General features: G+C 55.1%; 13 protein-coding genes. 4 read left to right on the top strand and 9 right to left on the bottom strand.

Features of this window, described 5'->3' with window-relative positions; translation table 11 throughout:
* Positions 1–389: 389 nt before the first annotated feature.
* Entirely contained in the window at positions 390–608 is a 219-nt protein-coding gene (locus OCA8868_RS13235; RefSeq protein ID WP_143849629.1) for a hypothetical protein, read from the top strand.
* A gap of 110 nt (positions 609–718) precedes the next feature.
* Positions 719–1927, top strand: coding sequence for a DVUA0089 family protein (locus OCA8868_RS13230; RefSeq protein WP_093997052.1), 1209 nt, complete (start codon positions 719–721; stop codon positions 1925–1927).
* 62 nt (positions 1928–1989) lie between these two features.
* Here the strand turns inward: OCA8868_RS13230 and OCA8868_RS13225 are convergent, their stop codons facing one another.
* Entirely contained in the window at positions 1990–3684 is a 1695-nt protein-coding gene (locus OCA8868_RS13225) for a peptidoglycan-binding domain-containing protein (RefSeq protein ID WP_093997051.1), read from the bottom strand.
* A gap of 273 nt (positions 3685–3957) precedes the next feature.
* Here OCA8868_RS13225 and OCA8868_RS13220 point away from each other — a divergent pair, with 273 nt between their 5' ends.
* A complete protein-coding gene (locus tag OCA8868_RS13220) occupies positions 3958–4800 on the top strand; it encodes a hypothetical protein (RefSeq protein WP_093997050.1) in 843 nt (280 codons plus the stop codon).
* 16 nt (positions 4801–4816) lie between these two features.
* Entirely contained in the window at positions 4817–5848 is a 1032-nt protein-coding gene (locus tag OCA8868_RS13215; protein WP_093997049.1) for a saccharopine dehydrogenase, read from the top strand.
* Positions 5849–5855: 7 nt separating this feature from the next.
* Here the strand turns inward: OCA8868_RS13215 and OCA8868_RS13210 are convergent, their stop codons facing one another.
* The 8 genes from OCA8868_RS13210 to lspA all read right to left on the bottom strand — a co-directional run bounded on the left by OCA8868_RS13210 (position 5856) and on the right by lspA (position 12820).
* Complete coding sequence (locus tag OCA8868_RS13210; RefSeq protein WP_093997048.1) at positions 5856–6170, bottom strand: DUF3775 domain-containing protein; 315 nt, start codon at positions 6168–6170, stop codon at positions 5856–5858.
* 182 nt (positions 6171–6352) lie between these two features.
* Positions 6353–6745 carry a hypothetical protein gene (locus tag OCA8868_RS13205; protein ID WP_245848244.1) on the bottom strand — a complete coding sequence of 131 codons (393 nt, stop codon included), beginning with the start codon at positions 6743–6745 and terminating at the stop codon, positions 6353–6355.
* Positions 6726–7115, bottom strand: a complete 390-nt coding sequence (locus OCA8868_RS13200) for a hypothetical protein (RefSeq protein WP_245848243.1) — start codon at positions 7113–7115, stop codon at positions 6726–6728. The genes OCA8868_RS13205 and OCA8868_RS13200 overlap by 20 nt, the downstream gene beginning before the upstream one ends.
* Positions 7116–7187: 72 nt before the next feature.
* Positions 7188–9017 carry a DNA mismatch repair endonuclease MutL gene (gene mutL, locus OCA8868_RS13195; protein WP_093997047.1) on the bottom strand — a complete coding sequence of 610 codons (1830 nt, stop codon included), beginning with the start codon at positions 9015–9017 and terminating at the stop codon, positions 7188–7190.
* A gap of 50 nt (positions 9018–9067) precedes the next feature.
* Complete coding sequence (locus OCA8868_RS13190) at positions 9068–10378, bottom strand: M16 family metallopeptidase (protein ID WP_093997046.1); 1311 nt, start codon at positions 10376–10378, stop codon at positions 9068–9070.
* Positions 10375–11700, bottom strand: coding sequence for a M16 family metallopeptidase (locus tag OCA8868_RS13185; RefSeq protein ID WP_093997045.1), 1326 nt, complete (start codon positions 11698–11700; stop codon positions 10375–10377). The genes OCA8868_RS13190 and OCA8868_RS13185 overlap by 4 nt, the downstream gene beginning before the upstream one ends.
* 86 nt (positions 11701–11786) lie before the next feature.
* Complete coding sequence (locus OCA8868_RS13180; protein ID WP_093997044.1) at positions 11787–12287, bottom strand: DUF3035 domain-containing protein; 501 nt, start codon at positions 12285–12287, stop codon at positions 11787–11789.
* 50 nt (positions 12288–12337) lie between these two features.
* Positions 12338–12820 carry a signal peptidase II gene (gene lspA / locus OCA8868_RS13175; protein ID WP_093997043.1) on the bottom strand — a complete coding sequence of 161 codons (483 nt, stop codon included), beginning with the start codon at positions 12818–12820 and terminating at the stop codon, positions 12338–12340.
* Positions 12821–12836 lie beyond the last annotated feature (16 nt).

Raw genomic sequence — 12836 nt, 5'->3', positions numbered from 1 at the left:
TCGGCGTCCTTTCATAGCGCGGGGATAACCCAGCGCGGCCGTCCGACGATCAATGGATGTCGGGCTGATAGATATGAAAGGTTCCGGAACCTGTGGAACACTTAGGGAACAAACAAGCGAGCAAAGCAAGCCCGCGACAGCGAGGCGCCTATGGCACTTACATGATGAACTGAAGAAAGTCGCGAATCCAGTAACCCGCTGAAAACAATAAAAAACGACCAACCTCAAAAAGGCCGGTGGTCATTTGATCTGTGCGGAGTGGTCAAAAAACACCCCATAATGGCCAAGTTATGCGGGGTCCCACACCAACACCGCCAGGACACGCAGGCTTTACGCATCACCTTCTTGCACAACTCGTCCGATTGTTCGGACTGCGTGCAGCGAATCCGATGGCAATCCATGTAAAGGACTGGGCGTTTGACCCCTTCACCTCTACCCTCGCCGATTTGGTACCGGTTTCCAGCCATCTGCATTATGCGCTTCCATCGGTGATGACGGCCCTTTGGGACAACGCGCTTTTGTTTGGAGGAACCGAAGCCGCTCCTCAATTTGGGGGCTATATCGAAGGTGCATTGGAAGCAGAAGAATTGGCATTGGCCAAATTGTAGTTGGCTGGTCAGGATTCCCTGACCTTTCCCGCCTATGGCAATCTATCCCCTAGCCACCTGCGATTTCGCCGCTTACGTTGCGGGAAAGTAACAGCAATGAGGTATTCGACATGATCCGACCAATTTCAACCGCACTTGCAACGAGCGCCTTCGCGCTGGCCGCTTTGCCGGCCCTGGCGCAAGACGCCAACCTATGTGGCGGCATCGGTGAAAACGCACAGTGGCTCGGTGGAGAGGAAGTCGCTTCTGACATCTCGACCGCCCCAAACTACATAGAACAAATGGCCCTTGTTCTTATGCGCAACGAATACGTCGGCTTGTTCACCGTGTCGGAACCCGGCGACTACCGTATCGAAGCCCAAGGACGCGGCGGTGGAGATACTGTTCTGGATGTGCGCAACGCCGAGGGCGTGATCGTCGCATCCGATGACGATAGCGGAGGGAACGCAGCCAGCCGCGCCGAAACCTTCCTCGCTGCCGGAACCTACTGCGTGTCAATGCGCAGTTTTGATGGATCACCAATTACTGGCTTCGTTCGTGCATCCCGTATGGATCAAGAGGCGCTGACAGAAGGTTTCGTTGAACAGCAAGACAACAGCGTTGCAGGTGAATGTAACCTGAGCATGGCGCAGCCAATTACGCTGGGTGAACCCGTCGCGAACAACTGGTCCGTGCAAAACATTTATTCGCTGCGGTTGGATGGCCCGACATCTGTATCAGTCACGGCCGAAAACCCAGATGCTGACCCAATCCTGACTCTGTTTGATTCGTCAGGAAATTGGCTTGCTGAGAACGACGACTTTGACGGTTTGAACAGCCGCATTGATATGTCCGAACCGCTGCCTGCTGGTGAGTACTGCATCGCAGTGAATCTTTACGGCGACGAGAACGTGCCAATCACCGTGACCGCCAAAGAATACGACGCACAAGAAGTCTTGATGAACCTCTATGACCGAGGCGAAGCAAGCCCACCATTGGATGGAAGTCACCCGGTTGACGCGCTGGGTGAATTACAAACACGTTTGCGCGAAGACGTAAACGTTAGCGGCGATGCCATATGGTATTCGTTCGATGTCTCGGAGGGAGGCCTCGTCTTGGTTGAAGCCATTGCCCAAGGAAACGGTGATCCTGTTCTCGCGATGTACGATGATCTTGGCCGTCAGGTCGGATACAACGATGACGCTGGCGGCTCATTGGACTCGCTTCTTACTGTTCGTGTTCAGCCCGGAACGTACCTTGTCGCGGTACGCCAACTGGACGATCAAACACAGGGCTTCATCCGCATGGTGTTCGAACGCTACGTTCCAGCGCGTCCGTAAAATAGACTACGTCTAAAAAATTGACCCGCTCCAACACTTGTTGGGGCGGGTTTTTATTTGGCTTATCGGCCGGGAACCGTGATGCTGATGGACCCTGTCATCAAACCAACCGCCGTTGCCTGATCCACATATCCAGTCGGTGTTAGGCTTTGCGATTCTTGATATTCAGCGATAGCGCGGCGTGTATTTTCATCAATCACCCCGTCCAAACGACCAGGGTTAAGACCCAAATCCCGCAACCGCAGCTCAAGCAATTGCGCCCGCACACCCGACAAACGCAGATTACCTTCTTCCGCCCGTGCGCGCGCGATCTCAGCGTTCGAAACTTGCGGTGCATTCATTTCGGCGATGCGTGCGTTGGCTTGACCTGCAAACACCCCCCTCGGATACGCCGCAAGATATTCCTGATACCCGGCGACACTGTCGATGCTGTCAGCAATGGACCACGCTGCACGGTCCTGCGCTTCGGCGGAAGTACGGCGACGGTTCTCGATTTCGTCCAATCGCGCTTGTGCAATATTGGCGAACAAACCTTCAGGGAAACGCGCGAGATACGCACGATAACCGGCCTCATCACCAACACCACCCGTTTCAGTCCAGTAGCTGCGATCCCGCGCTTCTGCCTGTGCACGTATGCGGGCTTCCTCAGCTTCAATTTCTGCTTGGCGACGTGACGCCTGCGCGTCCAAAAGGTTGATCTGGTCGCGTGTCAGATAGGACGACTGCGGGAACCCGTTGGACTGTTGCCAGTTCAAAATAGCCCCGCGTGATCCGGGCCCAAAAATACCATCAACGCCACGCGTGTTATAGTTCAACAACGTAAGATTTGACTGTATTTCACGACGCGCTGCGCGGCTCAGGTTTAAGGCCTCTTCGCTCAACCGTGCAGAACGGTTGGGTTCCGCCAAGATCGCTTCGATCTGGGTTTCAGCGTCATTCACAAACCGACCCGTCGGATACTGCGCCACATAATTGCGGTACGCCTGAACACTGTCCTCTGCCGTCGTGCGATCCCACAGTGCTGCTTCGGCGTTCAAATCCGCCTCACTTGGGCCGCTGACTGTCAGGTCAGGGGTTTCAACGATGACTTCGCTGGGCATCAAAACCCAATCCGCAGGCAAGTAGCCGCTAGTAAATATTGACGGGTTAGTTGCCAATTGCAGACCTATCGTCGCCTCAGGTTCTGTCAAAAGACCCGACAAAGTGGACGCCGCGATGGACGGCGTTGTTCGCAAAACAGTCACACCTTGCGGGACATCCATGTCCCCCACACCTGCACGCATCCCGCTGCCGTCCATATCAAGATCATCAGGATCAGCAGCGCCCATCAGCAAAACGGCCTTACCCGGACGAGATCCAAGAATGCGCAGCACGCTATCAAGGGACAAAGCCGCATCATCCACCGAAAACAAATCCGGCTCAGTCGCCTCGGCCGTCAACAACCACGTGCGCGTTCCATCGGTCACAAAGTGCCCAGACAACGCGACAACCAGACGATCCGCACCATCTGCTTGCGCCTGAAACGCCGAAGCAAGATCTTTGACGGCATCAACACGCCCGTTGGCACGACTGGCAACTTCAAAACCCAATGCCTCAAGGCGGCTAATCGCACCCAAAAGGTCATCTGCACGGTTCACGCGGTCCAGCTGTTCGTAGCGTTCATTCCCAAGGATAAGCGCGGCATCCTGCGCCATACCGGACATTGGCAGCGCAAGAACTGTCGTCATCAAAAGACAGCGTATAGAAGTCTGGAACATCGAGTGTCCTTTCAAATAGAAGCTAACACATATGAAGGGTTTTATGTGCTGCTATTCAATATCGACGCCTAAGGAACGCCCATGACTTGCGATCGGAATCGCCACAAGTATTGCCGCCTGAAGGTGTTTTCCAAGCAATGTCGTTAATGTTCAATCTGCCACATTACAGTGGCTCGTTGTTTTGCTCTATTATACCTATACGCCTTCATTACTGGCATAATTTGCACCCAGTTTCATCATCCCGATCCAACACGCAAGCCATTGGTTCCGAACATGAGTTTTTCCGCCGACTTTTCCGCAGACGCGCTTTCATCCCGCTTCATCACCCATGAAGGCCCGCAGGTTATTGAGATCATTTTTACAGGTCTGTATTTTCACACGACCGCCGACGTGAACGCATTTTACGACTGCATCGAAACCCATATCAATGAAACCGGCGAAGCACTGTGGTTCTTGATGGTGAACACCGAAGGCTACCGCATTGATGGGGACGCTTGGTTCGCCTTCACCCGCCGCGGGCAGGATTTGAACGAAGCGCATTCCATGAAAACCGTGCGCTATGACGCGGACGAAGCAACACTAAAACAAATCGCCCGCGACAAAGGGACGGATCGCGAAAACCCGTCTCTGTTCGGGTCTCGCGAAAAGGCGATGGAGTATCTAAAGTCCTTACCCTCCAAGCGCCGCACCCATACCGCGCATCACCCGAATTTCCACAAGGCTGAATTCCTGCGCAGGCTGCACTTTGATCACGATGCAAACATCCTAGAAATCGACCTCAGCGGGATGAGTTTTGAACACTCGCGCGACGTCAACGATGTCCACAACTGGACCGAAGAAGCTATCCGCGCCACACGCCTGAAATGGTGGATTGTCTTCAACTATGAAGGCACGCGCATTCAATCCCCTGCTTGGGTTCAGTTTTCTATGCGATCGGAAAGTTTCAACGACACCTATTCGATGGGGTCCGTTCGTTACGCTCTAGGTTCGGAGACCGAAGCCGACAAACGAATGCGATATGAGGCGAAAGCAGCACGCCCCAACATTCGCAACACCCGCGCCGAAGCCATTGAACGTTTGAGAGAACTTCAGGCAGACTACCGAGCGACACATTAATCTAAGGAGCGACGCCATGCTGATCTGGATGCGAAGCGAACCACGCGAGAACGAAGCCCGTGCACCGATGGTGCCAAAGGGTGCCGCGCAAATGGTTGAAAAGGGCTGGCGTGTCGTTGTTGAAGACGCTCCGGAACGCTGCATCCCAACGGACGAATACCGCGCCGTTGGATGCGAGATCGTTCCTGTTGGGTCTTGGGTAGATGCACCCGATGGCGCGATCATTCTTGGGCTGAAAGAACTCCCAGAAGACGGAACACCTTTGCGCCACCGACACATCATGTTCGGCCACGCCTATAAGGGCCAAGCATCAGGTCGCGTATTGTTGGACCGCTTCAAAACAGGCGGCGGAACCCTCCTAGATCTGGAATACCTCGTGGATGACACCGGTCGCCGCGTGGCCGCATTCGGGTATTGGGCAGGCTACGCAGGTGCCGCGCTTTCCGTTATGGCATGGGGCCATCAGCAACGTGGTGAGCTGCTGCAAGCCGTGGATGCCTTCGCCTCAGCCCAAGATATGGCAAGCCAAGTGCGCGCGACGATCGACAAAGCACCGTCCGCGTTGATCATCGGCGCATTGGGCCGTGTCGGAAGTGGGGCGACCGATTTGTGTAAGGCCGTTGGCATGACACAAACAGGCTGGGACATGGCTGAAACAGCGCATGGTGGGCCATTCCCTGAAGTTTTACGAAACGACATCCTGCTCAACTGCATCCTAGCCCACGAAGGCGCACCGGTGTTTGTGGAGGCAGATGCTGGCGACGCAAAACGCGAGCTTTCTGTGATTGGCGACATCGCCTGTGATCCTGAAAGCGCGTTCTCCCCGATTAAGGTCTATGGGCAAACAACCACGTGGGACGTCCCAACCCTACGCGCACATGACGCGCCGCCGCTGGATGTGATGGCGATTGATAACTTGCCATCCTTATTACCAGCCGAAAGCACCGACGATTTTGCACGCCAATTGTTGCCGCACCTGATGCAGTTAGATGAGCTCGACAAAGGTGTTTGGGGACGAGCGCAAGAAACCTTCCGCACTCATCTATAGATTAGCATCAGTAAAGTTCGTCTTCTTCGGACGATGCAGATATCCCGAGCGCATCAAGCCCGTTCTCAAGGTGGTCAGCTAAATGCGGCGACCCGCGCAAGTAGTCTTGCGTTGGCGTTGTCGCCTCACCTAACGCGGTTTCAAACGCCTCGTCCCATTCAGCGGCATCAAAACTATCCCGCCCGATCCACATAATCGCCACGAGGCTCGCTTTCTCCTCATCTCTTAAGCCTGAGATAAAGCTATCAAACTGACCACGATTTCGAGCCATGTCGCGTGCAAGGATAATAACCTCGGCGACCTTATCAGCATTGATTTTCATCTTTGGTCCTCCTTGTTACCGGATAGACATTGGCAGGTTCATGTTACGCCGACGTTGATCTAGGACAAAGCGCCCCTAACCGAAACACGCACGAACAGGCCAATCCTTGCTGCCCAAGCAAATACAAAAAAGGCGCCCCAGAAGACCTGAAAGCGCCTTTTTTAACTGTCAGTAGACGGTGCTTAGGACGGCAAGGAAATCCAGCGCATACCGGTTACGTCACCCGATGTCAGGTTGTTCACCTGGCCGAGGCCCGACGGAACATTTCCCGGGTCCAGCTGCAAAACCATCTGTAATTCTTCGTTTCCATACGAAACGCCGGTTTCCGTCGACTGCAATTCAAACGTCGCACCATTGGAAAGACGAACGCAGGATTTCGGAAACAGATCATTGCCACATGACACGATGACCGCTTGCTCCGGTGGGTCGGTTAGAACCGATTGATAGTAAAACGTCAGGGTGTTTCCGGGTGCAAACGGCCCCGTTTCACCACCCGGCAATTCAGCCAGACAGCCAGACAACACCGTTCCCATCAACGCCACTAGCGCCGTTTGTTTAATTCCACGCAAGATCACGATCCACTCCTCGCCAAGTCAGATAACCATCGCCACCGGGCGACAAATAAAATGTGCGATCGCGATACGCGCCCGTCACTACAAAATAATCCGGCGTCCGCTCAAGATGGCCAACGCGTCCGGTTCCACCACAAATATGCGTACCACCCCGACAAGGCGTCAGCGAATAGGTGTGCAAATCACCATGCTCATTGGCGACAACATAAACGCGGCCCGTATCAAACGGCAGATCGCGGTAGGCAACATCAACGGCGCGTCGCGTTTCATCCAGAAGATTCACGTTTTCGACCGCAGCACGGGTCGTTGCCCAATCAACGTTCATGCAGGCCGTAAGGGCCAACGGGCAGATCACTGCTAAAAGAGTTCGCATAATATGTTCCCCAGTTGCAGGTACGGTACCGCCCAAGTTGCAGTGTCTCAATAGGCATTTAGCGTTGCTTTGCTATGTGCGTCCGAACAGTCGCTCGATATCAGTCAATTTAAGTTCAACATAGGTCGGCCGCCCGTGGTTGCATTGCCCGGATCGAGGCGTTGACTCCATTTCGCGCAACAAGGCGTTCATCTCCTCGCCGCGCATCACACGACCCGTGCGGATAGATCCGTGGCAGGCTACGCGGCTTAGAATCGCTTCCAGCTTTTCTTGCACCAACGTGCTTGACCCTTGGTCGCTCAATTCATCCAAAATATCGCGTAGCATGGCCTCTGCGTTTACTTCCCCCAAAATGGCAGGCGTTTCACGCACGGCAATTGCGCCACCGCCAAAGGGTTCAATCGTCAGCCCGAAACGCGACAAATCATCGGCGACGGACAATAATTGCGCGGCATCCCCGTCCGACATTTCAATAATCTCGGGTATCAAAAGCGCCTGCGCCGCGACCCCGTTTTCTGCCATCTGCGTTTTGAGCTTTTCGTAAACCAATCGCTCATGGGCAGCGTGCCCATCAACAATGACTATCCCGTTTTCGGTTTGCGCAATGATGTAGTTCTCGTGCACCTGCGCACGTGCAGCACCCAGCGGGCGTTCATCGGCACTCGGCGTTTCCTCAATCACATCCACGCGCCCAGACATATCCGGCGCCATTTCCGCAAAACCTGTTGTGCGTTCAGGCGGGCGATACGCAGGGCCACTACCCCCAATCGGGCGGTCCATTTGATAGACGCGACCAGCGGGTTGCTCTAGCTGCATCGCCCCCAAAGTCGCGTTCGCAACTGTCGTCGACGCACGGTGCCCAGCATCGGCCAACGCAGCGCGTAAACCACTCACAATCAGGCCGCGCACTACGCCGGGGTCGCGAAATCGCACCTCGGATTTTGCCGGATGAACGTTCACATCAACGCGCGTAGGGTCAAGGTCGATGAACAGACAGGCGGCTGGGTGGCGATCACGGCTCAGCGTATCCATATACGCCCCGCGCAAAGCGCCAATCAGAACTTTGTCTCGCACCGGTCGGCCATTCACATACAGGAACTGCTGCACGGCTGATCCACGCGAATAGGTCGGCAATGCCGCGTATCCCGTCAAATGCACATCTTCGCGCACCACATCAATCGGCAGGGCATTGTCGGCAAAATCCTTGCCCAGAACGCTGCGCAAACGGGCATGCAGCCCTTCAAACATGTCACCAGTTTCAGCATCCGCGCGAAACGTGACACGGGACTTCCCTTGGGACACATCCGTCAGAATAAACGTCACAAACGGTTCCGCCATCGCGAGGCGTTTAATCACATCATTGATCGCCTGCATCTCTGCGCGATCTGTGCGCAGGAACTTCAGACGCGCAGGCGTGGCGTAAAATAGATCACGCAGCTCAACGACGGTTCCAACCGTCAGGGCGGCGGGGCGCACAGCACCATGTTTACCACCTGCAACGGTAACCTCGGCACCTTCCCCGTCGGCAGTTCGACTTCGTATCGTCAATCGGCCAACCGCGCCAAGGGACGGCAATGCCTCGCCACGAAACCCGAAACTGTGGATGTTCAGTAGATCAGTCCCATCGATCTTGGACGTCGCATGCCGCGATAGCGCAAGCGGCAGATCATCCGCTGTCATCCCCACCCCATTGTCCGTTACGCGGATCAGGGTTTTGCCACCATCAGCTATAGAAATTTCAATCCGCGTGGCCCTCGCATCAAGCGCGTTTTCGACAAGTTCTTTCACAGCGGACGCAGGGCGTTCCACAACCTCACCGGCCGCGATACGGTTGATCGCGGCATCATCGAGCTGGCGAATAACCGGCCGAGATTCGCCTATGTTGGGGTCAGGTGCAGACATACCGCTATAAGTAGCACGCCATTAAGCGATTCTGACAGGCTTATTGATAGTTAATCGCTGCTTTCCAAACCATCAGGCTGGCCGACAACAACGAAATGCAAACCCTCGGGGTTCAACAACTCAGCCGCAACGCGGTTGATGTCGTCCAACGTCACCGCATTCACGAAATCATTGCGGTGAACGATGTATTCCGGCGTCAAATCAACCCATTGCATCGACGCGAGGATACCCGCGATTTCGGCATTGCCATCAAACCGCAACGGATAAGCGCCCGTCAGGTAGGTCTTCGCCTGCTCCAACTCCTCAGCGCTCACACCCTCAGTCGCCATCAGCTCCCATTCGGCACGCACAACATCAACCACCTCAGCCATCGTCGCATTCGCAGACGCAACGGAGCCCAGGTAAACCTCGGTCGCAGTTTTGGGCACGAGATAGGTAGAAATACCATAAGTCAGCCCACGCTTTTCGCGGACTTCGTGCATAAGACGGCTTTCAACACCGCGCCCACCAAGGATTTCGTTCAGCAAATAGGCAGCGAAAAAATCGTCGTCATCCCGTTCAATACCCGCATGACCAAACAGCGCGACCGATTGCGGCGTGTCGAACGGCACGACGGTCATGCCGCCATCCAAACCAAACTCAACACGCGGCGGCAGTTCAGGACCATCCACGGGTAAATTACCCAGCAAATCATCCATCAATGCGCCAAGGTCTTCGGCGGAAATATCACCCGCTGCGCCCACATAAATGCGGGACTGCACCAGCGCATTGCGGTGCGCTTCAAACAGGTCTGCTTGGGTCAGCGCCGCGACAGTTTCCACAGTACCATCAAGCGACGAGCCATAGGGATGATCGCCAAACGCAGCCGCATCAAACGTTGCATTGGCAATGCTGTCAGGGTCTTGGGCGTCTGAACGCAGGATCGATTGCACCTGCGCACGCACCCTTTCAACCGCGTCTTCGTCAAAGCGCGGATCGATCAACGCTCCACGCAACAACGCAATGGCTTCATCGCGGTTTTCCGTCAAGAAAGTCGCAGAAATTGAAATGGAATCGTCATAAGCGCTAAACCCGAATGAGGCCGCGATACCCTCAAGCTTTGCTTGAAACTCACGCGCAGTCAGATCTCCCGAACCTTCTTCCAGAAGCGCCATCATCAGGTTCGTGGCGCCGCGTTTTCCCGGCATGTCCAGCGATGCACCGCCATCAATGATGATCTCAAGCGCAATAAACGGAATCGATTCTTCCTGCACCAGCCAAGCATCAATGCCACCGGGGGATGTCACTTCCTGAATTTCCATTTGCGCATGGGCACTGGCAGCGGAAAGCGTCAAAAAGGCTGCGAAAATATAGCGGATCATTGGAGAATCTCCCGGCTTGGAACAATCCAGCCTGTAACGGATTGGTCACGATCTAGCACACGTTCAGCGGCGGCAAGTACGTCTTCGGCGGTGACCGCCTGAAGGATATCAGGCCATGCTTGAACGTCCTCAACTGTAAGGCCGGAGGTGAGCGCCGCCCCGTAACGACGCGCCAATCCACCCACATTGTCGCGGGCGTATATCTCGCCAGCTTTCAACTGCGTGCGCAGGGCTTCCATGCGCTCAGGATCGATGCCGTCTTCAAGAAATGCCGCCACGGCAGCATCCATCGCGTTCTCTGCTTCCTGCAAGGTCACGCCTTCTGCTGGCACCACCGTCATACCGAATGTCCCATCATCAAGGTTCAGCCCGTCATAATACGCACCCGAATAAACAGCCGTGTTCGTGTCAAACTGCAACGCGATCCCAAGGGCCGATGTAAAGGGTGACCCGCCCAGAAGTTCCGCCAAATAGGTCAGCGCGGCGGCCTCTTCCTGCGCACCCGCGTCCCGTTCAGGCGCAATGTAGGTGCGGCTGATGTAGGGCTGCGCAACGCGTGGGTCTTCAAAAATCAGACGGCGTTCTGCGGTTTGTGGTGGCTCTTGAGTACGAAAACGCTCAGGTAGGTTCGGTTCAACAGGAAGCGGGCCGTAATGTTCCTGCGCCAGCGCTAGAACTTCTTCGGGCTGCACGTCACCGGCCACCACGAGGATCGCGTTATTGGGGGAATAGTAGATATCGTAGAACGACAACGCGTCCTCCATATCCAGCGTTTCCATCTCGTGCTTCCAACCGATGATCGGCACACCGTAACGGTGGTTCAGGAACTGCGCCGCGCGCATTTGTTCACGCGCCAACGCACTGGGGGAGTTTTCAGTGCGTTGGTTGCGCTCTTCCAAAATCACACCGCGTTCAGTTACGATGTCTTCTTCGGTCAGAACCAGATTGTTCATCCGGTCAGCCTCGTACTGCATCATAAGCGGCAAACGGTCGGCGGCGACGCGTTGGAAGTAGCCAGTATAATCGTAGCTGGTAAACGCGTTATCAGAACCGCCATTTTCCGCGACAATCCGTTGGAATTCGCCAGAATCAACGCTCTCGGTCGCCTTGAACAGCAGATGTTCAAGGTAATGCGCCACGCCTGAGCTACCCACAGGTTCATCCGCAGACCCCGCGCGATACCACAGCATATGCACCACAACCGGCGCACGGTGGTCTTCGATGACCACAACATCCATCCCGTTATCAAGCTGATAGGTCGTGACCTCTTCGGCGAGGGTCGTTGTGGCAAACACGGCAAGGGCCGCAGCTAATAGGCGCATTAAATTACTCCGCAAATATCTAGAGAGAACCTACGCCGCATTGGGCAAGCTTCAAGGGGCCATACGCGGATGTGAGGCAGTTTTAGCTATTGTGGTGGTGCAGATGGCGTTGCAATGCCCGCATCACGGAACCGCTGCAGCTCTGCGTAAGCATCAAGCGCTTGGCGTGCGTAGGCGCTGAAATAGCGATCCCGCCCACGCAAAATCCCGAAACGGGTTTGGCGATTGCGAAATGCTGCATCCTCAGACGCAAGTGTTTGGCGGATAGCAGGATCAACACCATTGCGCCCAGCCGCAGTCACCAACGCACCATCGCGCGCCGGAATACCGTTCGGGTTCAATGCGTTTGGATTACCGCCAAGCACCGCGACAGCATCAGCATTCGGGCGCGGATCAGTCAGGTTTGCACCACCAGGGGTGGGCGTCGGCAGATTTGTGATGTCGGTTGGCAAGGTCAGCGGCTGCATCGGCAAAACGCGAAATTCATCCGGACCACCGCCATTAGCGCGTAAATCACGCAGGCCACGATCACCCCCCGCACAGGCGGCCAGCATCGCAATCATTCCGAAACATAAAATCAGTTTCATTCTACCCTCACGTCTTCCCTACCGCGTTTTAGCGTAATCCTCGCCGCGCGTCACGCAGTCTTCTTTTTGTCACCGCCATCGGTGAACAACACAAGCCCGATCGCCCCCGCAAAGATCGAAATATCAGCGATATTGAACGCATACGGGTTATTGATCCCGCAACAAGACATGTTGATGAAATCCGCAACGGCCCCGTGAATAACGCGATCAACCACGTTGCCCAGTGCGCCGCCAACCAACAAACCAGCGCTGATATAGGCCCAACGCCCGATGTTCTTTTCGCGACGGATCCACCAAATCACAAAGCCGGAAATCACCAAAGCGACCCCGATTAGCACCCAACGCATGTCAAAATCAGCAAACAGCCCGAAATTCACACCACGGTTCCATGCCATGCGCAACGTCAGGAACGGCGCAAAAACATCATAGGTTTGGTTCGGTTGGGTCGGAAGATTCACCAGGTAAAGCACGATATACTTCGTCGCTTGATCGAGCAAGAAAATCCAAAACCCTGTCCAAAATGTCAGCCGCATCAACGTGGCCCTTTCA

Origin of the sequence: Octadecabacter ascidiaceicola, assembly GCF_900185015.1 — a bacterium.
Taxonomy (GTDB): Bacteria; Pseudomonadota; Alphaproteobacteria; order Rhodobacterales; family Rhodobacteraceae; genus Octadecabacter; species Octadecabacter ascidiaceicola.
This window is presented reverse-complemented; position numbering and strand designations above follow the sequence as displayed.